Consider the following 21,482-nt stretch of genomic DNA (forward strand, 5'->3'; position numbering starts at 1 on the left):
GCAGGTTTCCGCGTCCAGAAGCCTGTATGTCAGTGCATGTCCGATTGTTAGGACATACTCTGATTTTGATCATAGCAGGGAGCCGCCGGCAGTCAAGGAATCCGGCCAGCCAAGGCCCGGTCAGCGAGTGCGGCAGGCCTCCACGAACACCCGGAACGGGGCAAGCCGCTGCTCCTCGGTCAGTTCCAGGGCCTCGGGATGCCACTGCACCGAGGCAACCCACCGATCTGGATCCTCCAGCGCCTCCACCGTGCCGTCGTCCGCCACCGCGGTCACCACCAGCCCCGGCGCCACCCGGTCCACTGCCTGGTGGTGGCCGGAAGCGATCTTGACCTCAATGGCGCCTGGCTCACCCGCCGCTGTATCATCCGCGGCAGCAGCGGCATCGGGGGACGCCGTTTCGCCGGCTTCGGGAGTAGCGACGGCGGCGTACATCTTCGCCACTTTGGACCCCGGGCTGATCGTCACCTCGTGCCACACCCAGGGCCTGTTGGCAGCTGCCGGGATCTGGCGGTGCGGCACAGTACCCGGCGTCATGTCCTGGACCAGCGTCCCGCCATACAGGACGTTGAGCAGCTGGTGTCCGCGGCAGATGCCCAGCACCGGCGTGCCGGCATCGAGCGCGCGCCGCGCCACCGCGATGTCCAGCCGGTCCTGTTCCGCGTTGACGTCATAGAGGGAAGGTCCCGGCTCCTCGCCGTAGAGGCGCGGGTCAAGGTCGCCGCCGCCGGGAAGTACGACGCCGTCAAGTGCCTTGGGCGCGTCCGCTACCCTAACGCCGTCGGAAGTTCCGCCGTCGGCCGTTTCACTGCCCGATGCGCCGCTGCCGGCCGTTCCACTGTCGCGTTCGGCGCTGAGTCCGCCCTCCAGTGACTTGGAGGTCAGCAGGACCGGCTCCCCGCCGACATCGCGGATGAGGCTGACGATGCAGCCGAAGAGGCTGCTGGCCTTTGCCACCCGCGGGTCCGGATCTGCCGCCGGGCTGCTCAGCCGGACGGGAATCCCGATCCGCGGCCGGCGCGCACCGCCCGGGACCGCACTCTGTGCCGCGTCTGCATCCGGGGCCTGTGTCGTGTCCAGAGTCTGCTCTGTGTCTGGAGTCTGCCCTGTTCCTGAATTCCGCGTTGAATTCTGCATCCTCAAATTCTGCCCCATAACGGGGCGGTTTAGGCTGGGCTGATGAACAACCGCTACCTGGTGTCCCGGGACCGTTTCATCGCGGCGCCGCCGGACCGGATCTTCGAGGTCCTGGCCACACCCGCACTGCACAGCGAGATCGACGGGTCGGGCACCGTCAAGGGCGCCCAGCCGAGGGGTCCGGGGCGTCTTGGCCCCGGCGCCAAGTTCGGCATGGAAATGAATATCGCAGTTGATTACCGCATCCTCAACACCGTCACGGAGTTCGAGGAGGGCCACCGGATCGCCTGGCGCCACTTCTACGGGCATGTGTGGCGTTACCTGCTGGAACCGGCCACGGACAGCAGCGGCGTGCCCGGAACACTCGTGACCGAACAGTGGGATGCACGGCATGTCCGCGGCAAGTTCCTGCTTCGGCTTGTCGGCTATCTGGGCCGCCATCCGGAAAATATTGACAGGACGCTGGCCAGGCTGGACTCGTACGTTACGGGCGCCCAAGCCACAAGCTGACGCACTCGGCGCCGTTTTACTGCCTCCGCCCCGGTTTCGGTAGTGTTGGGAGCAATAGGCAAGGCGAAAGTAGGGCAGTCGGTGGGGCGCAGGACACTTGTTGACGACCTCGTTGACGGTCTGCTGGATGACATACTCGACGGCAGGCTGAAACCGCACGATGCATTGCCGCCGGAAGCAGACATCGCCAAGGCCTACGACGTCAGCCGGTTGACCGCCCGTGAAGCGCTGAAGGCACTCCGGGCGCAGAACATCCTGTACGTCAAAGCGGGCCGCGGGACCTTCGTGAATCCGGCCGACAACTGGACCGGACTCGACGCCATCATCAAGGCGGCCTCGCACGGCAACGCGGACGACCAAGTATCCCGCGGCCTGATCGAGGTCCGGCGCATGGTGGAAACCGGCGCAGCCGCGCTCGCCGCCGGGCGCCACACCCCCGAGCATGCCGAGGAGATGCGGACGTCCATCGCGGACATGAAGCGCTATCACCAGGCGGGAGACCTGGACGGATTCGTGGCGGCGGACATTGCCTTCCACGACACCGTCCTAAAGGCGTCCGGCAACCCGTTTGTCCGCGCCCTGCTGGCACAGCTGGGCCAGTCCCTCTACCGCGCCCGCCGCGAGACGTCGGCCATCGAGGAAATCCAGCGCCACGCCATCGCCTTTCATCAGCGCGTGCTGGAGAGCATCCTTACCGGCGACGCCGAGCTGGCGCGCAAGGCGATGGACGAGCACATGGACCAGACCTTCGAGGACTACGAGCGTTACGTTCACGGCCAACGCTCCTAGGCTCCGGGCCTCCTGGGTCCTGGCATCCTGCCGGTTCGCCCGCCTCCTCTGCCGCTCTCTTTCCGTGGCGGCCTTTTTCATCTTGACGTAATGCACATCACCCTCCTATGCTTTTGCTCATGTTCTTCCGTCAGATGTCTGACATCAGATAAGCAAGATGTAATCACTGAACCCGAAAGAACCTTCACAAAGACAAGCAGCGGATTCCCACCGCGAAGCCGCCGGGCCGGGAACCGCCAAACAGAAGGTCGATGATGACTTCATTAACCACAAAGTCCTTCGGACTCGGCGAGCTTGGCGACCGCACGCTCCGCAAGGTCCGCCGCCGTGTAATGCCCCTGATTGTCCTGCTCTACTTCGTTGCCTATCTCGACCGCAACAATGTGGGCTTCGCGAAGCTCACCATGAGCGAGGACATCGGACTGACCGCGGCCGCGTACGGCCTCGGCGCCGGCATCTTCTTCCTCGGCTACGCCCTCCTTGAGGTTCCCAGCAACGCCGGCATGTACCGCTTCGGCGCACGCAAGTGGTTGGCCCGCATCCTCATCACCTGGGGACTGTTCGCCACGGCGATGGCGCTGGTGAACGGTGAAACCACTTACTACATCATTCGGTTCCTGCTCGGCGCCGCTGAAGCCGGCTTCTTCCCGGCCATCCTCTTCTACCTGACGCTATGGTTCCCGGCGGCGCAGCGCGTCACGGTGCTGGGCATCTTCATCCTGGCCCAGCCGATCTCCAACGCCCTCGGCGCCCCGGTATCCGGCCTGCTGCTCCAGATGGACGGCATCCTGGGCCTGCAGGGCTGGCAGTGGCTCTACATCATCGAAGGCATCCCCGCCATCCTCCTCGGCCTGCTGACCCCCATCCTCATGACGGACCGCCCGCGGGACGCAAAGTGGCTCAACGCCGACGAACGCGAATGGCTTGCCACCACCATGGACGCCGAACTTGCAGCCAAGTCCAAGGGCGGCAGCCACAACTTCCTGGCCGGCCTCAAGGACAAGCGCACCCTCGTCTACTCTGCCCTGTACTTCGGCCTGGTCTGCGGCATCTACGGCCTGGGTCTCTGGATGCCCACCATCGTCGCGGCCCTCGGCAAGTTCTCCACCGCCCAGGTCGGGTTCATCGTCCTCATTCCCTACTCCGTCGCCGCAGTCTTCGTGTTCTTCTGGAGCAAGCGTGCCGACAAGACCGGAAAGCGTGCCTGGCACAGTTCTATCAGCATGATTCTCGCCGGCATGGGCCTGCTGGCGGCCGGCTACCTGCTGCCGGTCAACCCTGTCCTTGCCCTGATCGCACTGACCGCCGCGGCCATGGGCATCTACGGCGCCATCGCCCCGTTCCTGTCCATGCCGTCCGCGGCGCTGACCGGCGCCGCAGCCGCCTCCGGCCTGGCCCTCGTCAACTCGCTGGGCAACCTCGGCGGCTTTGTCGCCCCCTACGCCGTGGGCCTGCTGAACGATGCCACGGGCAACAACCAGAGCGGCCTGCTGTTCCTCTCCTTCTGCCTCTGCGTCACGGCTGTGGCCACCTACCTCTATGCACGCAGGCGCCCTGAGGGCGACGCCGCGCTGGATCCCGCAGTCAAGGCTGCTGCTGAAGTCACCATCACCCGCTAAAGAACCGCCCGAGAACCACCCGAAGGAATACCCGCAATGAGTTCAGTCACCCCTTTCCCCGCAGAGCGCACCGTTGTGCTGACCGGCGCGGCCTCCGCCCGCGGCATCGGCCGCGCAGCCGCTGACCGGATGGCCAGCGAAGGCTGGTCCATCGCGATCCTGGACATCAACGCCGAGGACGCGAAGGCGGCAGCCGCGGAGATCGGGTCCAGCCGTGCCGTGAAGGCTATCGGAGTGGGCGCCGATGTCTCCGACGAAGCATCCGTGGACCGGGCGATCACGGAGATCGAAGCATCCCTGCCGCCGATCGTGGCTCTTGCCAACCTGGCCGGCATCAGCTCCCCGACCCCCTTCATGGAAACCACGGTTGCGGAGTGGGACAAGGTCTTCGCCATCAACATGCGCGGCACCTTCGTTGTTTCCCAGCGGGTGCTCAAGGGCATGATCGAACGCAAGCTCGGCCGGATCGTGAGCATCTCCTCCATCTCCGCCCAGCGCGGTGGCGGCACCTATTCCAAGGTGGCCTACAGCGCCTCCAAGGCCGGCATCATCGGCTTCACCCGCGCCCTGGCCCGCGAAGTGGGCGAGTTCGGCGTGACCGTGAATGCCATTGCACCGGGCCCGATCGATACCGACATCATGGGCGGCACGCTGAGCGAGGAGCGCAAGGCCCAGATGTCCGAGGGCATCATGATGGGCCGCGTGGGCACGCGCGAAGAGGTAGCTGCGCTGATCTCGTTCCTGCTGGGTGCGGACTCGGGCTACATCACCGCTGCCACCTACGACATCAACGGCGGCCTCCAGGTTTCCTGACCCGGTCTCCCGACCCGCTGCTGATTCATCCGAAGTGCCCCGCCGGAATTCCCGGCGGGGCACTTCGTCTTTGCGTTCTGGGCTTTGGTTTCGGCCGCCGGGCAGAACACCGCACTAGGCTGGGCAGCATGAACCCCTCCGGCAGCCTGAACCCGAGCCCGCGGACCCTTGAGGTGGATAGCATCGCCAGGTTCGACCGGTTGGTAAGCGCCGGGGCCAGGGCGATGCACGGCTGGCACGCGCAGTCGCTGGACCTCCGCGGACGGGGCGCCGCCCTGGCAGCCCTGGACGCTGAGGGCGCGGTTTTCCTGGGCTGCACCTTCGACCCGGGAGTGGAGGCTTCACTCCGCAGCCGCGGCGCCCTGATCTTCCCGCGGCTCACCGGTGTTCCTTTCAATCCGTACCGGGCAGGGCTCTACACCCCGCAGGAACTGTACGCAGGCATCGTTGATGAACCGTACGAGAAGACACCCGACGCTTTGGTCTACCAGTGGAGCATGCGGCCGGGCCAGCGGAACCGCCTCGATTCCACCCTTGCGGCAGCCCTGCACGATCACGCCGTCGGCGACGCCTTGGAGGAATTCGTCCGGACCCTCAACAGCGGGGGCCGTTCCATCGTCGGGGTGATGGGAGGCCATGCCCTGCAGCGGGGGACCGGTGGCTTCGCCGCCGCTGCCACGCTGGGCCGGCTCCTGGCCCGCCGCGGCCACCTGGTGGCCACCGGCGGCGGCCCCGGGGCCATGGAGGCCGCGAACCTGGGCGCCTATCTCAGCACAGCCGAGGACGACGATTTCCACAGTGTGCTTCGAGAGCTGGCGGCCGTCCCCGGCTTCCGCCCTTCGGTGTCCGCGTGGGCACGTGCTGCGGCAGCCGCCGTCGAACGCTTTCCGGGCGGGACCGCGTCCCTGGGCATTCCCACCTGGTTTTACGGCCACGAACCGCCGAACTATTTCGCCACCCATATCGCCAAGTACTTCGCCAACGCCGTCCGCGAGGCTATTCTGCTGGAGGTCTGCAACGCAGGGATCGTGTTCCTGCCGGGTGCGGCGGGTACGGTTCAGGAGATCTTCCAGGATGCCTGTGAGAACTACTACGGCGCCCCGGAGACCATGACCCCCATGGTGCTGGTTGGCAGGGAGCACTGGGAGCAGCGGTTCCCGGCTTGGCCCATGCTGCAAAGCCTCGCCGCGGGCCGGGCAATGGAACAGCGGATCTTCCTGGTGGACAGCGTGGATGAGGCGCTCGCGGTCCTTGGTGAATGAACGCCAAAGCCAAGCCGCGGCCTGCCATCTAAATCGGGTTGAATCGAAGACGGCTCACAGGTCCTTGCGGCAGGCTGCCTTGCCGAGTTGGTAGAGCCCGTTCAGGTCGCCCGCCGCGAGGCCGTCGGGCGCGCCGATCTCCGGATACATGAGCTGCACGGGGTCGTCAACGTGCTCGAGCCCCATCACGTGGGCCAGTTCGTGGAGGATGACGGCGGTGGCGTAGGCCGTGCCGTCGGGTCGTTCCAGTTCCGTGGCCATTTGCGGGGCATCCAGCTCCAGGCTGCCGGTGACGTAGCTCTTGGGCCCGTTCCCGTAGCTGTAATGGGTGCTGCCGCCGGTGCCGATGACTTTGCCACCCAGCTTGGGGGCCACGTCCGGCGTGGTCCAGCTGATGAGCAGGGGTGCCCAGCGCTCGCCGTAAGTCCCGGGCTGGTAGGGGGCGCGCTGTGCCGAGGGCTGCTCGTCGGTGGCGCCGTCGTCGACAAACTGGATGCCGGTGGCCTTGGAGATGGCCTGGATTGCCAGGGGAACCAGGCCTGCCGCACCTTCGGGCGCAAGCCTGGCATTTACCACATAGTGCAGCGGACGGCATGGCGAGTAGCCCACGGGGGAGCCATCACTGTTAACGGCCAGAAATTTGTAGGAGTTGCTTGGCTCCGCAGGCGGCTCGGCTGTGCCCAGGGGAGCGGCTGCCTCCTCGCGGCCCGCCGGTGGCGCGCCGACGGTTCCGCCTGGCCCACCAGCCGCACCGGTCCCAGCGCCGCCGGAATGTCCGCCCGGCCCGGACTGCCCGGCCGGATCTTGCCCAGCCTGATCCTGTCCGGAATCATCCTGCCGGGACGCGGGCTGGTCCCCGGAACCGATACGGAAGTTCAGCACACCGGCAAAGCGGGGGTCCCCGTACGCCGTTCCCGCCGCAAGGAACGCCGCGCAGCCAAGGGCAGCGAGGACGATCAGGCGGCGAATGAACTTCGCTGCCGCGGTGGCCGGACCCGAGTGGCGCGGCCGGTGACGTTGAACGTGACCGGGGTCTTGACTTTCCACTGCACCCCTTTCACGGCAAACAGGCCTACTCTACAGTTCAGCCCTCCTGGCCATGAAACCCGCTGGGGGATCCGGGAGGACCAGGCTGTCCGGTCAATCAGGCGATGACTGCGCCAAACGCCATGCCCAGGAGGTACGTGACGCCGGCCGCTCCAAGCCCGATGGCGAGCTGCCGCAGTCCGCGGGTCAGGGGCGAGGTGCCGGACAACAGGCCGACGGTGCCGCCGGTGGCCAGCAGGGCGATGCCCACCAGGACTGCCGCCACGATGAGGGCGCCGATCCCGGTCATGCCGAAAAGGAAGGGAATGATGGGCACGATGGCGCCCGAGGCGAAGAAGCAGAAGCTGGAGAGCGCGGCGCCCCAGGCAGTGCCCACGGCTTCGTGCTCGTCCTCGGTGTCGGGAAGTTCGGGATGGAGCGAGAGGCTTGGGTCGCAGTCGCACGTGAAGAGGCCCATGCGCTCGGCCACGCGGTGCTCGGCCGCCTCGCGGGACATGCCGCGGGCCAGGTAGACCAGCAGCAGTTCGTTGTGTTCGATGTCCAGCTGGGGTGCCGCCACCAGCGTCACCTGGGTGGGACGTGTGGCGTCCAGAAGCTCGCGCTGGGAACGGACCGAGACGAATTCGCCGGCGCCCATGGAGAATGCTCCGGCCAGCAGTCCTGAAATGCCGCTGAGCAGGACCACTCCGCTGCCAACGCCCGTGGCGGCCATGCCCATGACCAGCGCGAGGTTGCTGACGAGCCCGTCGTTGGCTCCGAAGACCGCGGCCCGGAACGTGCCGGCCAGCCGGTTGCGCCCGCGTGTTGCCAGGCCGCGGACTACTTCCTCGTGGATCTGTTCGTCGGCCGCCATGGCCGGGGTGGCGGACGGTTCCTTGGTGTAGGGGGAGCGGCCCTCGGCCCGCTGCGCCAGCGCGAGCACGAACACGGACCCGAAATGCCGGGCGAGGAAGCCCAGAAGGCGGCTGCGCAGGGAAGCGTGCCGGGGCTTGCCCGCGTGCTCGCCCAGCAGCTTCAGCCAGTGTGCTTCGTGCCGGCCTTCGGCCTCGGCCAGTGCCAGGAGGATGGCGCGCTCCTCGCCGGTGCGGTTCTGGGCGAGGTCGCGGTAGACGGCGGCCTCGGCCCGTTCGTCGGCGAGGTACTGGCGCCAGCGCTTGATGTCCGCGGCTGTGGGTTCCGGACGGGGTGCGGCGCCGTCGGTCGGGGCGTGGCTGGTTGCGGGGCCGTCTGTTGAGGCGGACGCATTACCGGTGGCGTGGGGGTCAGATTTGGCGTGCTGAGACACGGGAACTCCTGGGTAGATGGGACGTGATGCGGCCCCATTGCATCGCCCACTTTACCGCGTAATTCCGGGGTTTTTCGGCCGGTAACCCTTAGCCAAAAGTTTAGGGAAACCTCAATAAATCCGGCCGGACGGGCAAGGCCGCCGGCCCGCCCGGACGCCCTTGACCGCCTGCACCCGCGGTGATCTGATGAAAATATGCCCCGCCGACGGCGGGTACGGAAGTCCAACCACACGGAGGTCTGCCTGATGAACACCAACGGATCGCGCCCCGAGCCGGACACCCGCTACACCATCGAGTCCGATCCCGCCTACGACTTTGCCGAGGACGCGCCGGTCGACGACGACTGGGACGCGGAGGACGAATTCCTTGATTCCGAGGAAAGGGTTGTTCCCGCCAGCGCCGCGGCAGTGGACGATGACGAAAGGGTCGTTCCGCGGGACGCGGACGACGAGTTCCGCGCGGACGAAGACTACGAAGCCTAAAGCGTCCGTTTCAGCACCGGCCTCCGTTCGCCCCTGAACAATTCCCTCCTGCTTTACCCCAACCCTTTAAACCACGACGGCGGTGCCTCCTCGCGCTGGGGGGCACCGCCGTCGTCGTACGTTATTGCTGAACCTGAGTTGCTAGACCTGCGGCAGGTTTACCAGACAGGGTAGCGGCACTGCCGCTTTACCGGACAGTTACAGCACGGGGGCCGAAACCGGCACTTCCTCGGTATCCCTGCCAGCCACCCGGCGGTACCAGCGGGTCATGACCGCGGGGTCCGTGGGCTTGGTCAGCAGCGACACTGCCACGTAAACCACTGCGGAGGCGAGCAAGCCGTAGTAGATCGGCTCGTTTGCAAAGATGCCCTCCAACGGTTCCTTGGCATTGATCTCCAAAACGATCATGGTGCCCAGGGTGACAACGGAACCGACGGCCATGGACGCCGCCGCCGCGATGCCGGTGCCGCGCTTCCAGATGAGACCGCCGAGGATGGCTACGAGGAGGCCGCCCACCAGGATGTCGTAGGCGATGGTGAGGGCCGCCACGACGTCCTTGGTGATGATGGCGATCAGGATGGCCACGATGCCCAGCCCGAGGACCCACATCCGGTTGGCCTTGACGTCGTGCTCGGGGTTGTCGGAGTCGTCGGTGTTGATGGTCTTGCCGAACCAGCTGGCCACGAACGGCAGCACATCCGCGCGGGCCACGGTGGCGGCGGCGATCAGGGCGCCGGACGCGGTGGACATCATGGCCGCCACAGCGGCGGCGAGCACCAGGCCGCCGATTCCGATGGGCAGCAGGTTCTGTGCCACTTCGGCGTAGACAACGTCCTTGCCTTCGGTGGCGACGTCGATGTTGGGCAGCGCCACCCTCGCGCCGAGGCCGATCAGGGCGCCGGCCGCGCCGTAGAGGATGCAGTAGATTCCGGCGGTGGCACCTCCCCAACGGGCAACCCGGGGCGTCTTGGCGGTGAACACGCGCTGCCAGATGTCTTGCCCGATCAGCAGGCCAAGGGTGTAGACGACGAAGTAGGTGATGATCGTCTGGACGCCGATGCCGTCGATCTGGAAGAAGCTGGCGTCAACGCGGCTGCGGATCCCGTCCAGGCCGCCGGCGGCGCTGAGCGTGAACGGCAGCATGAGGATGAAGATGCCCACGGTCTTGATGACGAACTGGACCTGGTCGGCCAGGGTGATGGACCACATGCCGCCGATGGTCGAGTACACCAGCACGATGGCGCCGCCGATGGCGATGGCCAGGGCACGGTCCCAGCCGAACAGCACGACGAAGATGGTGGCGTAGGCGCCGGTGGAGGTGGCGCACAGCATCAGGGTGTAGGCCAGCATCACGATGCCAGAGGTCTGCGTGGCCCGGCTGCCGTAGCGGAGCGTCAGCATCTGCGACACGGTGTAGATTTTCAGCTTCTGGATGGTGCCGGCGAAGAGGAGGCTCAGCAGCAGGACACCGGCACCGATCGCCACCACGAGCCACATGCCCGAGATGCCGAACTTGTAGCCTAGACCGACGCCGCCAACGGTGGAGGCGCCGCCCAGGACGACCGCGGCCATGGTTCCGGTGTAGAGGAACGGCCCCAGGCGGCGACCGGCCACCAGGAAGTCGCTGTTGTTCTTGGTGCGGGACTTGCCCCACCAGCCGAAGGCCAGCATGGCGGCCAGGTAGACCACCACGATGGCGATATTGACGAAACTTGCGTCCATGATTTTGGGGATCCTTGGAGCTTTGGCAGCTTTGCGGGCCCTGGAATCGGGCTGACCGGCTGGCGCTGCACTGAATGGAAATCGGGGGGAACGCTGGGTTCCTTGCTGGGCGTCTCCTCGTGGGAGTTGTTTCACAAGCAACAGTTGTTTCATTAAGCGTAGGCTGTGATTCGAGTAACAGTCAAGACGCAAACCTCCGCGGTGCGGTTTGCCCCGCGTCTCAACAGGGCCGGGCCGATAATATGACTCCAATAATGGGGCCGGGTGGCCGGCCGTGAAAGGTTCGTAAATGAAGGCACTACCAGTTGAGCCGAGCAATGTTCCGGTTGCCATCGGTTCAAGAATCCGTGCCGCGCGCCAGTCACAGCGGCTCACCATCGAGCAGGTGGCCGACGCCACCGGGTTGACCAAAGGCTTCCTCAGCCGCGTGGAACGGGACCTCACCTCGCCGTCCGTGGCGTCCCTCGTCACCCTGTGCCAGGTTCTGTCCATCTCCATCGGCGACCTATTTGCCGCGCCGGAAACCCACCTGACCAAGCGCGACGCCGGCCCCCGCATCTCCCTGGGCGGTGAGGGGATCGTGGAGCGGCTGCTGACCGCTCGGTCCGAACGGCGCGTGCAGATCATCCAGGCCGTCATCGATCCGCGGGGCCGCGGCGAATCGGAGCTGTATGCCGTTGACTGCGACGTCGATGTCCTGCACGTGATCAAGGGGACCATCAAGCTCATCCTCACGAACGAGGAGTATGAGCTGACCACGGGCGATACCGTCACCTTCCCCGGCCGGGAGCCCCACACCTGGGTCAATCCGACCGATGAGCCCGTCGAGGTGCTCTGGGTGCTGGTGCCGGCTGCCAGCCGGTAGGACTTTTTGGACTCGGCCCGGCCCGCCACTGTGGCGGTCCCGGGCTTTTCTTTGTGCCGATTCGAAGGTTCCTTGTAAACACTCGGTGCACATTGGGCAACTTCGAGTGTATGATGGCTGTCACAACCCACCCTCGATAATTCATCCTCGAAGGAGAGGCGTTCCTTTGGAAGAGCTGCGCATCGAAGCCAACGGCAACCTTGGCCCCATCGATTCATCCCGTATTCCCCGCTACGCCGGGGCGGCAACCTATGCCCGCCTGCCGCGCCTGGACCAGGTGGCCAAGTCCGACATCACCGTGGTGGGCGTGCCCTTTGATTCCGGCGTCTCCTACCGGCCCGGTGCCCGCTTCGGCGCCAACCATGTCCGTGAGGCCAGCCGGCTGCTCCGGCCGTACAACCCGGCCTGGGACGTTAGCCCGTTCGAGAACTGCCAGGTGGCCGACGCCGGCGACATGGCCGTGAACCCGTTCAACATCAACGAGGCGATCGAGACCATCCAGCAAAACGCCCTCGACCTGACGGCGGGCGGGAGCAAGCTCCTCACGCTCGGCGGTGACCACACCATCGCGCTGCCGCTCCTGCGCGCGGCAGCCGAGCGCGCCGGCGGCCCCGTCGCCATGCTGCATTTCGACGCCCACCTGGACACCTGGGACACCTACTTCGGTGCGGAGTACACGCACGGAACACCGTTCCGCCGTGCCGTGGAGGAAGGCATCCTCGACACGGAGGCCATCAGCCACATCGGCACCCGCGGCCCGCTGTACGGGAAGAAGGACCTCGACGACGACCACCGCTTCGGGTTCGGCATCGTCACCTCCGCGGACGTTTACTATCAGGGCGTCCTTGAGACTGTGGCCAAGGTGCGGGACCGGATCGGAGACCGTCCGCTGTACATCTCTGTGGACATCGACGTATTGGACCCCGCCCACGCGCCCGGAACCGGCACACCCGAAGCCGGCGGCATCACCAGCCGTGAGCTCTTGGAGATCATCCGCGGCTTCCGCGGCATGAACCTCGTCGGCGCCGACGTCGTTGAAGTGGCCCCCGCCTACGACCATGCCGAGATCACCGGCGTGGCCGCCAGTCACGTTGCCTACGAACTGGTCACCCTCATGGCGGACAACACCGTCGCCGGCGACCGTTTCGGTGCCGAGACGGGCTATGCCGCACAGGCGCTGGGCCGGGAAGCCCGCCGTCCGGCAGGGTTCGCCGCAGCCTCGCCCGCGCCGGCCAACAACGGCGCCGTCCGTGCCGCTGTGGGGGAGTACTCCAAGTGACCGCCGTCGAGTCCGGCGCGGCGCCTGCTCCGGCAGGGGCGGACGCCGGTCCCGGCGTCCGCAACGGCGGGGATCTCGTCGTCGAGACCCTGGAGGCGCTGGGCGCGAAGACGGTGTTCGGCATCCCCGGCCAGCACGCGCTGGGCCTCTTCGACGCGATGGGCCGGGGCAACCTCAAGTTCGTGTCCTCCCGCGTGGAGAACAACAGCGCCTTCGCCGCCGACGGCTACTCGCGGGCCACGGGGGAGGTGGGCGTGCTGTTCCTGTCTACAGGACCGGGCGCGCTGACGTCGCTCGCCGGGCTGCAGGAAGCCTACGCCACCGGCGTGCCCATGGTGGTGGTTGCCAGCCAGATCCCGCTCGAGGGTCTGGGCGCCCGCCGGAAGGGCATGCTGCACCAGCTGGACGATCAGAAGGCGTCGGCCGCGAATGTCACCAAGAGCCAGCGCCTGATCCAGCACGCCTCCGGTATACCGTCCGCCATCCAGGACGCATGGACAGAGGCGATTTCCTCGCCGCAGGGCCCGGTCTGGCTCGAGGTCCCGCAGAACGTGCTGCTTGACCCCATCATGGTTCCGCCGGTGGAGGATGCGCTGGCCGAGGCGGCGGACAACCCACCGCGCGTCGAGCTTGTCCGGGAAGCCGTGAAATGGCTGTCGGCGGCGAAGCGTCCCGCCATCATCGCCGGCGGCGGAACCCGCCGGGGCCGGGCGGAGAAGTCGCTGCTCTCGATAGCGGAAAAGCTCCGGGCTCCCGTCATTTGCACGCCCGGCGGCAACGGGGCCTTCCCGTGGAACCATGAATTGTCGCTGCAGTCGTGGATCGAGGACCGGCACATGACGGACCTCCTCGAAGACGCTGACGTCCTGGTGGTCATCGGCTCGTCACTCGGCGAGGTCACGTCCAATTACTTCACGTTTGAACCGCGCGGCAGGATCATCCAGATCGACGCCGAACCGCGCGTCCTGGAATCGAACCGGCCCGGCCTGGGGATCCGCGCCGACGCCGGCCAGGCGCTCACAGCCCTCGACGCCTCGCTGACGATGCCTGCCGATTCGCGGCCTGACTGGCACGGGACCTCGCCGGAGGACCTCGTCCGGGAGTCGCTGCGCAAGGTGAAGGACCGCCTGGAATCGCAGGACCTGGCCAAGGAACTGAAGTTCATGGCCGATATCCGCGAGGCCGTTCCCGCGGACATGCAGACGTTCTGGGACATGACCATCTCGGCGTACTGGGGCTGGAGCTGCTGGGACGCCCGCGAAGGCCAGTTCCACTCGGCCCAGGGTGCCGGCGGACTGGGCTACGGTTTCCCCGCGGCAATTGGCGGGGCCGTCGGCCTGGAAACAGTGGGCAAGTCCGCGGCTTCGGCACGGGTGCTCGCTGTCTCCGGCGACGGTTCGGCCATGTACTCCATCGCGGAACTCGCCACCGCCAAGCAGCACAATATTCCCGTCACCTGGCTGATCGTGGACGACGGCGGCTACGGCATCCTGCGCGAATACATGGTGGGCGCCTTCGGCAAGGCCACGGCCACCGAACTTGCCCGGCCGAACTTCGTGAAGCTGGCCGAATCCTTCGGCGTTCCCGCCACCCGGGTGGCCCCGAAAAACGTGGGAGACGCGCTCAAGGCGGGCTTCGCCGGGGACGGCCCGAACGTCGTCGTCGTTGAAACACTGCTCAAAATGTTCGCCCCGACTCACCTGGACGGCTAACCCCGACCGCTTCCGCGCCCTCCCAGCGCGAACGGACATTTGGGCACCCACCCACAGCGCGAGCGGACACTTGAGGCCCCATTTCCACCCGGTTATGGGGCTTCAGGTGTCCGTTCGCGCTGCTGCTTTTTAATCCGGCGGGCCCGCCCTCACATTGCTTAGTTTCCTAAAGCAACCATTTATTGTTATAGTTGCCTAAGGCAAGCAATAAGGGGCTAATCCACCATGGCAGTCGAGCCAAACACCGCGGCCGAACTCGTGCGGCAGATCTTCGACCTCCAGCGCGCCGTCCGGTGCGTGGCTGTTTCAAACTCGCGCGGCATGGAAGCGGGAGTCGCGCTGCAGGGCGTCCTCCGTTTCGTGGGGGAGAGGGAATCCCGCGCCACGCACCTGGCCGCACGGCTGGGCGTCAGCGCGCCCGTCCTCAGCCGGCATATCGCCGAGCTTGAGGAACTCGGGCTGGTCCACCGCAGGCCCGATCCCGACGACGGGCGGGCGCAGCTGGTCGCCCTGACCGACGCCGGCCGCGCGAAGCTCGTCGAGATCGAGGATCACCGCGTGGCCACCCTGCAGGAATTCCTGCAGGACTGGAGCCAGCAGGACGCCGAGGAGACGGCGAAAGTACTCTCCAAACTCGCGGAATCCCTTCGGGAATCCGCCCGGGCAACGACGGCCGGCCCCATCGCAACCACTACCAAATCCAAGGAGCAGTTCATTGGCTAGCCACGCTGCCGTCCCCACGACGGCCACGTCACGCCCTTCGGCCCACCCGTCCCAGGCCCCCATGACGCACCGGCAGATTATGGAGGCCCTGACCGGGCTCCTGGCTGCCTTCTTCACCGCGATTCTCAGCAGCACCATCGTGGCCAACGCGCTGCCCACCATCATGTCCGAACTCAAGGGCACACAGACGGACTTCGCGTGGGTCATCACCGCCGCCCTGCTGGCCAACGCGGCCACCACGCCAATCTGGGGCAAACTCGCTGACCTCTTCGACAAGAAGGTCCTGGTCCAGCTCAGCATCGTGATCTTCGTTGCGGGATCGGTAATGGCCGGCCTGTCGCAGACCATCCCGCTGCTGCTGACAGCCCGCGTTGTCCAGGGCATCGCAATGGGCGGCCTGACTGCCCTGTCCCAAGCGATCATCGGCTCCATGATCCCGCCGCGGGACCGCGGAAAGTACTCCGGCTACATGGGCGCAGTCATGGCCGTCGGCACGGCCGGTGGCCCGCTGCTTGGCGGTTTCATCGTTGACAGCCCCCTGGGCTGGCGCTGGACGTTCTTCGTCTGCGTGCCGCTCGCCGTCGTCGCACTCATCCTGCTGCAGATCACGCTCAAGATCCAGCACATCAAGCGGCCGGCCAGGATTGACTGGCTCGGCTCCATCCTCCTCACCACTGGCGTCAGCCTTCTCCTCATCTGGGTGTCATTCGCCGGAAACCCCGACTACTACGACTGGTGGTCCTGGCAGTCGGCGCTGATGGTGGGCGGCGGTGTGGTGCTGCTGGCACTGCTTGTGGTGGTGGAATCAAAGGTCTCGCAGCCCATCATTCCGCTCAAGATCATCTCCGAGCGCACCACCGCCCTGGCCATCTGGGCCTCTGTGGCCGTGGGCGTGGCGATGTTCGGCTCCTCGACCTTCCTGGGCCAGTACTTCCAGGTGGCACGCGGCGCAACACCCACCGAGGCCGGCCTGCTGACCCTGCCCATGATCGCCGGCAACCTGATCGGCTCCGTGTTCTCCGGCCAGCTCATCAGCCGCACCGGCAAATGGAAGCGCTACCTGATCGCCGGCTCGGTCCTGCTGATCGGCGGACTGGGCCTTGCCGGGACCATGGACCACACCACGGATCTGTGGCAGTCCGGCGTCTTCACGGCGATCCTGGGCCTCGGGCTCGGCATGCTCATGCAGAATCTCGTCCTGGCCGTCCAGAACACCGTCAGCGCCAGCGACATCGGCACGGCCAGTGCCTCTGTAGCCTTCTTCCGTTCAGTGGGCGGTGCGATCGGTGTGTCCGTGCTGGGTGCCATTATGAGCAACCGGGTCAAGGAACTGGCCACCCAGGGGCTTGCCGACGCCGGCATCCGGGCAGGCGCCGGCACTTCCGGCGCCAGCCTCGACCTGGCCGACATGCCCGCTCCGATCCGGGACATCATGCGGGCGGCCTACGGCGATGCCACGGCCGAGATCTTCCTGATTTCCGGCGCCATCGCGGTTGTTGCCCTCGTCGCCGTGCTCCTCATCAAGGAACAGCCGCTGCGCCAGACCGTTGATGTCCGCCCGGATGCTGCTGCTCCGGCCTCCGCCGTTTCCGCTGCGGGTCCCGCCCGGGACTCCGAAGAGGGTTCCGGACTGCCCGCTGCTGAATATAACGACGACGACCTCGAGCGTGAGTTCGCGGAGGTGCTGACCCGCCAACTGGCCGACGACGCCAAGGAACCGTCCTATCCCGGCAGGCAGCGGCCGGCGGAACCCGTCCTGCCGATGAACGAACCGCCGGCGCGGGCCCGGACCATGCTGGCTGAGAAGCACAACCAAACTGCGGACCTGGTGCCGCTCATCCAGGAAACGCAAGGGCTTCTCGCAGAACAGCAGCTTCAGCTGGCCGCGGCACTGAACGCCGTCGCCCGGCAGGCCGAGCAGCAGCGGATCATCGCGCAGGAGCAAGCCCGGGTCAGCGCCGAACTGAAGGAACTGAGCCGGCGACTGGCCAAGGAACGGAAGCTCCAAAGCGCCGCCGCACACTACATCGCCTCACACGGCAGGCACCGCGGCGAGTAGCCATCGCGCGCACTCTGGTTAAGCGGGCGGGGCTACGACGGCTGGCGCCGGCTGGGGTGGGCGGGGGTACGACGGCGGGCGCCGGCCCGGGGGCTTGAGTGTCCGTTCGCGCCGGGTGGGCGCTGTTGGGGTGGGGCTTAAGTGTCCGTTTGCGCCTGAGGCGTGAGCCGGCGTCGTCCGTTGGGATGATCTTCGCCGGCGACGTTTCGCACGGGCAACAGATTTCGTAGAGTTGGAAGGCTTGGGCTGTCAGACCCGTCTGCTATTACTTCTCTTAACTCATTCGCGCTCTCCCGAAGGATCCGTGAGCATGCTCGTCACCCTCATTCGGCGTTACTCCAGACCGTATCTGCCGTACATCCTGGCTGTCATCGCCTTCCAGCTGGCATCCACCATTGCGGCGCTCTACCTCCCCAGCCTGAACGCCCAGATCATTGACGAGGGCGTCTCCCGTGGTGACACCGATTTCATCTGGCGTACCGGGGCCGTCATGCTCCTCGTGGCCTTCCTCCAGGTGGGCACCGCCATTGCCGGCGTCTACTTCGGATCGAAAACTGCCATGGCGGTGGGCCGCGACCTCCGCCGCGGCGTTTTCCGCAAGGTGACCAGCTTCTCGGCCAAGGATGTCAACGCCTTTGGCGCGCCCACCCTGATCACCCGCGGCACGAACGATGTCCAGCAGGTCCAGATGCTGGTGCTGATGGGCCTGAACTTCATGGTGTCCACGCCGATCATGTGCATCGGCGGCATCATCATGGCCCTGCGCGAGGACATCAACCTGTCCTGGCTGGTCTGGGTTTCGGTTCCGGTCCTCATTGTGGTGGTCGGCTACATCGTGGTGCGCCTCATGCCGCTGTTCCGCTCCATGCAGAAGAAGATCGACCGCATCAATGAAGTCCTGCGCGAGCAGATCATCGGCATCCGCGTGGTCCGCGCCTTCGTCCGGGAACCGTACGAAACCGGGCGCTTCGGCCAGGCCAACAAGGAACTGACGGACGTATCGCTTCGGATCGGCGCGCTGTTCGTCCTGATGTTTCCTGCCATCGGCATGATCCTGCACCTGTCCACCGCCGCTGTGCTCTGGTTCGGCGGCCAGCGGGTGGACTCCGGCGACATGCAGGTCGGCTCCCTGACAGCGTTCCTGCAGTACCTGCTCCAGATCCTCATGGCAGTAATGATGGGCACCTTCATGGCCATGATGATCCCGCGCGCGTCCGTCTGCGCGGACCGCATCGGCGAGGTGCTAGACGTCGAGCCGTCAATCCATGACCCCGAGCGGCCGGTCACCCCGGGCCAGCTGGAGGGCGTGGTGGAGTACCGCAACGTCACGTTCGCCTACCCCGGAGCCGAGGCCCCGGTCCTGAGCAACATCAGCTTTACAGCCCGGCCCGGCGAGACCCTGGCCATCATCGGCTCCACCGGTGCCGGCAAGACCTCCCTGCTGTCGCTGCTGCCGCGGCTTTACGACGTGGCCGACGGTGAAGTTCTCCTCGACGGCGTCCCCGTCAGCCAGCTGGACCGGGCGGAAATCACCAGGCGTGTTGCCCTGGTTCCGCAGAGGCCCTACCTGTTCTCCGGAACGATTGAGCACAACCTCCGCTTTGGAAAGCCGGAGGCTTCCGACGACGAACTCTGGGATGCGCTGCATGTGGCCCAGGGCGACGGCTTCGTGAAGGAAAAGAAAAACGGGCTCGCGTCCCGCATCGCCCAGGGCGGCACCAATGTCTCCGGCGGCCAGCGCCAGCGGCTGTGCATCGCGCGTGCCCTGGTCACCAGGCCGAAGGTCTACCTGTTCGACGACTCCTTCTCGGCGCTGGACGTCGCCACCGACGCCAGGTTGCGCTCCGCGCTCAAGCGGACCACCGCCGATGCCACCGTCATCATCGTGGCGCAGCGCATCTCCACCATTACGGAGGCGGACCAGATCCTGGTGCTGGACAACGGCAGGATCGTGGATCGCGGCACGCATGAGGAGCTCCTCGAAACGTCGCCCACCTACCAGGAAATTGTTGAGTCCCAGCTGAGCGTGGAGGAATTGGCATGAGCGCCGACAAGAAGGGCACCAGCCAGAACCCCGGCGCCGGCCAGGACGCAGTGCACCCGCAGGACTCCGCGTATCCGCAGGACGCCGGCACCGGCCAGAACGCCGGGAAGCTCCAGGAACAGGCATCCACGGAAGCCCCCGCCCTCGAGGACGACGACTTCGTCGAGGAGGAATACAAGCCGGGCGAGGCCGACGGCGGCATGTTCGGTGCGATGCCCGCCAAGAAGCCCCAGCATTTCTGGCCGTCTGCCAAGCGGCTCCTGGGCCTGTTGAAACCGGAAGCCGCCGGCATCTACGTCGTGGTCGGCATGGTGATCGTTTCGGTGATCCTCAATGTCATTGCGCCCAAGGTGCTGGGTCAGGCCATGGACGTCATCTTCGGCGGTGTGGTGGGCAAGCAACTGCCCGCCGGCGTCAGTAAGGACCAGTTCGTCGAGGGGCTTCGGGCGCAGGGCCAGAACAACTTCGCGGACATGGTCTCCCGCATGGAGCTGGTGCCCGGAACCGGCATCGACTTCCAGAAGCTGACCGTCCTGATTTCGGCCGTGCTGCTGATGTACTTCGTGGCCAACATCTTCCTGTGGCTCCAGGGCTACATCCTGAACAGGATCGTCATGAAGGTGATCCGTCAGCTCCGCGACGACACGGAAAAGAAGCTCAACCGGCTGCCGCTGAACTACTTCGACACCCGCCAGCGCGGCGACGTGCTCTCCCGGGTAACCAACGACGTCGACAATGTTCAGCAGGCGCTGCAGCAGGCGTTCGCGCAACTCATCAGCTCTGTGCTGACCGTGGTCGGCATCGTCATCATGATGTTCATCGTCTCGTGGCAGCTGGCACTGATCGCCCTCATCGCCCTGCCGCTGTCCGGGGCCGCGGCCGGCGTGATCGGCGCGCGCAGCCAGAAACTGTTCGCAGCGCAGTGGAAGAATACGGGTGAGCTGAACGGCCAGATCGAGGAGTCGTTCTCCGGGCATGACCTGGTGCGGGTCTTCGGCCGCGACGCCGACATGCTGGAGCGCTTCGAGGAGCGCAACGAGGCCCTCTACAAGGCCAGCTTCGGCGCGCAGTTCGTGTCCGGCATCATCTTCCCCGTCATGCAGTTCGTCTCCTACCTCAGCTACGTCGGCATCGCAGTCGTGGGCGGCCTCCGGGTCGCCTCCGGCAGCATGAGCCTTGGCGACGCCACGGCCTTCATCCAGTACTCGCGCGAGTTCACCCAGCCGCTGGGGCAGATGGCGGGCATGGCCAACATGCTGCAGTCCGGCGTGGCATCCGCCGAGCGCGTGTTCGAGTTCCTGGACGCGGAGGAGCAGGACGCCGAGACCGTCACGCAGCACCTGCCGGCCAAGACCGACGGCCACGTCGAGTTCCAGGACGTCACGTTCAGCTACACCCCGGATAAGCCGCTGATCGAAAACCTGTCCTTCACCGCCGAGCCCGGGCACACCGTGGCCATCGTCGGCCCCACCGGTGCAGGCAAGACCACGCTGGTGAACCTGGTCATGCGCTTCTATGAGCTCAACTCCGGTTCCATCACGCTCGACGGCGTGGACGTCACCCAGCTGAGCCGGGCCGAGCTGCGCTCCAAGGTAGGCATGGTGCTGCAGGATGCCTGGCTGTTCGGCGGCTCCATCTACGACAACATCAGGTACGGCAAGCTCGACGCCACGGAGGACCAGGTCATGGCCGCGGCCAAGGCCACATTTGTGGACCGCTTCGTCCGGGCGCTGCCAGACGGGTACAGCACCGTCATCGACGAGGAGGGCAATAACGTCAGTGCCGGCGAAAAGCAGCTCATCACCATCGCCCGCGCCTTCGTGGCCAACCCGTCGCTGCTCATCCTGGACGAGGCAACGAGCTCGGTGGACACCCGCACCGAACTCCTGGTGCAGAAGGCCATGGCTGCGCTGCGCACGGACCGGACCAGCTTCGTCATCGCACACCGGCTGTCGACGATCCGCGACGCCGACACCATCCTGGTCATGGAGAACGGCAAGATCGTGGAGCAGGGCAACCACCAGACCCTCCTGGCCGCCGAAGGCGCCTACTACCGGCTGTACATGTCGCAGTTCGCCGGCGCGGATGCGGAGGAGTCACCCGTCGACGATTCGACGGCGGTGCACAGCTGAG

General features: G+C 66.2%; 17 protein-coding genes. 13 read left to right on the forward strand and 4 right to left on the reverse strand.

The window, feature by feature from the left end:
* Positions 1 to 120: 120 nt before the first annotated feature.
* Complete coding sequence (locus AC5RWD_RS00345) at positions 121 to 1,137, reverse strand: gamma-glutamyl-gamma-aminobutyrate hydrolase family protein (protein WP_494018130.1); 1,017 nt, start codon at positions 1,135 to 1,137, stop codon at positions 121 to 123.
* A gap of 42 nt (positions 1,138 to 1,179) precedes the next feature.
* Here AC5RWD_RS00345 and AC5RWD_RS00350 point away from each other — a divergent pair, with 42 nt between their 5' ends.
* The 5 genes from AC5RWD_RS00350 (at position 1,180) to AC5RWD_RS00370 (ending at position 6,130) form a co-directional block, all read left to right on the forward strand.
* Positions 1,180 to 1,647 carry an SRPBCC family protein gene (locus tag AC5RWD_RS00350; protein ID WP_494018131.1) on the forward strand — a complete coding sequence of 156 codons (468 nt, stop codon included), beginning with the start codon at positions 1,180 to 1,182 and terminating at the stop codon, positions 1,645 to 1,647.
* Between the two features lie 81 nt (positions 1,648 to 1,728).
* Entirely contained in the window at positions 1,729 to 2,436 is a 708-nt protein-coding gene (locus tag AC5RWD_RS00355; protein ID WP_494018318.1) for a FadR/GntR family transcriptional regulator, read from the forward strand.
* A gap of 251 nt (positions 2,437 to 2,687) precedes the next feature.
* Positions 2,688 to 4,055 (forward strand): MFS transporter, encoded by a 1,368-nt coding sequence (locus AC5RWD_RS00360; RefSeq protein WP_494018132.1) that lies wholly within the window; start codon positions 2,688 to 2,690, stop codon positions 4,053 to 4,055.
* 36 nt (positions 4,056 to 4,091) lie between these two features.
* Positions 4,092 to 4,868 carry an SDR family NAD(P)-dependent oxidoreductase gene (locus tag AC5RWD_RS00365; protein ID WP_494018133.1) on the forward strand — a complete coding sequence of 259 codons (777 nt, stop codon included), beginning with the start codon at positions 4,092 to 4,094 and terminating at the stop codon, positions 4,866 to 4,868.
* 128 nt (positions 4,869 to 4,996) lie between these two features.
* Complete coding sequence (locus tag AC5RWD_RS00370; protein ID WP_494018134.1) at positions 4,997 to 6,130, forward strand: LOG family protein; 1,134 nt, start codon at positions 4,997 to 4,999, stop codon at positions 6,128 to 6,130.
* Positions 6,131 to 6,184: 54 nt separating this feature from the next.
* Here the strand turns inward: AC5RWD_RS00370 and AC5RWD_RS00375 are convergent, their stop codons facing one another.
* Both AC5RWD_RS00375 and AC5RWD_RS00380 read right to left on the reverse strand, forming a co-directional pair.
* Entirely contained in the window at positions 6,185 to 7,177 is a 993-nt protein-coding gene (locus tag AC5RWD_RS00375) for a matrixin family metalloprotease (protein ID WP_494018135.1), read from the reverse strand.
* A 97-nt stretch (positions 7,178 to 7,274) separates the two neighbouring features.
* On the reverse strand, positions 7,275 to 8,462 hold the full coding sequence (locus AC5RWD_RS00380) for a VIT1/CCC1 transporter family protein (protein WP_494018136.1): 1,188 nt from the start codon (positions 8,460 to 8,462) through the stop codon (positions 7,275 to 7,277).
* Between the two features lie 246 nt (positions 8,463 to 8,708).
* Here AC5RWD_RS00380 and AC5RWD_RS00385 point away from each other — a divergent pair, with 246 nt between their 5' ends.
* Positions 8,709 to 8,945 carry a hypothetical protein gene (locus AC5RWD_RS00385; RefSeq protein ID WP_494018137.1) on the forward strand — a complete coding sequence of 79 codons (237 nt, stop codon included), beginning with the start codon at positions 8,709 to 8,711 and terminating at the stop codon, positions 8,943 to 8,945.
* Between the two features lie 198 nt (positions 8,946 to 9,143).
* Here the strand turns inward: AC5RWD_RS00385 and AC5RWD_RS00390 are convergent, their stop codons facing one another.
* Positions 9,144 to 10,667: a sodium:solute symporter family protein gene (locus AC5RWD_RS00390; RefSeq protein WP_494018138.1), complete on the reverse strand. Its 1,524-nt coding sequence runs from the start codon at positions 10,665 to 10,667 to the stop codon at positions 9,144 to 9,146.
* Positions 10,668 to 10,956: 289 nt separating this feature from the next.
* Between AC5RWD_RS00390 and AC5RWD_RS00395 the strand changes: the two genes are divergently transcribed.
* The 7 genes from AC5RWD_RS00395 (at position 10,957) to AC5RWD_RS00425 (ending at position 21,481) form a co-directional block, all read left to right on the forward strand.
* Positions 10,957 to 11,532: a helix-turn-helix domain-containing protein gene (locus tag AC5RWD_RS00395; RefSeq protein ID WP_003804566.1), complete on the forward strand. Its 576-nt coding sequence runs from the start codon at positions 10,957 to 10,959 to the stop codon at positions 11,530 to 11,532.
* A 166-nt stretch (positions 11,533 to 11,698) separates the two neighbouring features.
* Entirely contained in the window at positions 11,699 to 12,811 is a 1,113-nt protein-coding gene (speB, locus tag AC5RWD_RS00400; RefSeq protein ID WP_494018139.1) for an agmatinase, read from the forward strand.
* On the forward strand, positions 12,808 to 14,523 hold the full coding sequence (locus AC5RWD_RS00405) for a thiamine pyrophosphate-binding protein (RefSeq protein WP_494018140.1): 1,716 nt from the start codon (positions 12,808 to 12,810) through the stop codon (positions 14,521 to 14,523). The genes speB and AC5RWD_RS00405 overlap by 4 nt, the downstream gene beginning before the upstream one ends.
* A gap of 225 nt (positions 14,524 to 14,748) precedes the next feature.
* A complete protein-coding gene (locus AC5RWD_RS00410; RefSeq protein WP_494018141.1) occupies positions 14,749 to 15,246 on the forward strand; it encodes a MarR family winged helix-turn-helix transcriptional regulator in 498 nt (165 codons plus the stop codon).
* A 61-nt stretch (positions 15,247 to 15,307) separates the two neighbouring features.
* Positions 15,308 to 17,305: an MDR family MFS transporter gene (locus AC5RWD_RS00415; RefSeq protein ID WP_494018319.1), complete on the forward strand. Its 1,998-nt coding sequence runs from the start codon at positions 15,308 to 15,310 to the stop codon at positions 17,303 to 17,305.
* 310 nt (positions 17,306 to 17,615) lie between these two features.
* The gene (locus AC5RWD_RS00420) at positions 17,616 to 19,349 is read left to right on the forward strand and encodes an ABC transporter ATP-binding protein (protein ID WP_494018320.1); all 1,734 of its coding nucleotides are present in this window, start codon (positions 17,616 to 17,618) and stop codon (positions 19,347 to 19,349) included.
* A 200-nt stretch (positions 19,350 to 19,549) separates the two neighbouring features.
* Positions 19,550 to 21,481, forward strand: a complete 1,932-nt coding sequence (locus AC5RWD_RS00425; RefSeq protein WP_494018321.1) for an ABC transporter ATP-binding protein — start codon at positions 19,550 to 19,552, stop codon at positions 21,479 to 21,481.
* Position 21,482: the final 1 nt, after the last annotated feature.

This window comes from Arthrobacter sp. CMU6 (genome assembly GCF_059090205.1).

Excerpts from the sequence above, each read along its gene's own strand:
- AC5RWD_RS00345 (WP_494018130.1), bottom strand. The coding sequence starts at position 1,137 with ATGCAGAATTCAACGCGGAATTCAGGAACAGGGCAGACTCCAGACACA.
- AC5RWD_RS00350 (WP_494018131.1), top strand. The coding sequence starts at position 1,180 with ATGAACAACCGCTACCTGGTGTCCCGGGACCGTTTCATCGCGGCGCCG.
- AC5RWD_RS00360 (WP_494018132.1), top strand. The coding sequence starts at position 2,688 with ATGATGACTTCATTAACCACAAAGTCCTTCGGACTCGGCGAGCTTGGC.
- AC5RWD_RS00365 (WP_494018133.1), top strand. The coding sequence starts at position 4,092 with ATGAGTTCAGTCACCCCTTTCCCCGCAGAGCGCACCGTTGTGCTGACC.
- AC5RWD_RS00370 (WP_494018134.1), top strand. The coding sequence starts at position 4,997 with ATGAACCCCTCCGGCAGCCTGAACCCGAGCCCGCGGACCCTTGAGGTG.
- AC5RWD_RS00385 (WP_494018137.1), top strand. The coding sequence starts at position 8,709 with ATGAACACCAACGGATCGCGCCCCGAGCCGGACACCCGCTACACCATC.
- AC5RWD_RS00390 (WP_494018138.1), bottom strand. The coding sequence starts at position 10,667 with ATGGACGCAAGTTTCGTCAATATCGCCATCGTGGTGGTCTACCTGGCC.
- AC5RWD_RS00395 (WP_003804566.1), top strand. The coding sequence starts at position 10,957 with ATGAAGGCACTACCAGTTGAGCCGAGCAATGTTCCGGTTGCCATCGGT.
- AC5RWD_RS00410 (WP_494018141.1), top strand. The coding sequence starts at position 14,749 with ATGGCAGTCGAGCCAAACACCGCGGCCGAACTCGTGCGGCAGATCTTC.
- AC5RWD_RS00415 (WP_494018319.1), top strand. The coding sequence starts at position 15,308 with ATGACGCACCGGCAGATTATGGAGGCCCTGACCGGGCTCCTGGCTGCC.
- AC5RWD_RS00420 (WP_494018320.1), top strand. The coding sequence starts at position 17,616 with ATGCTCGTCACCCTCATTCGGCGTTACTCCAGACCGTATCTGCCGTAC.
- AC5RWD_RS00425 (WP_494018321.1), top strand. The coding sequence starts at position 19,550 with ATGTTCGGTGCGATGCCCGCCAAGAAGCCCCAGCATTTCTGGCCGTCT.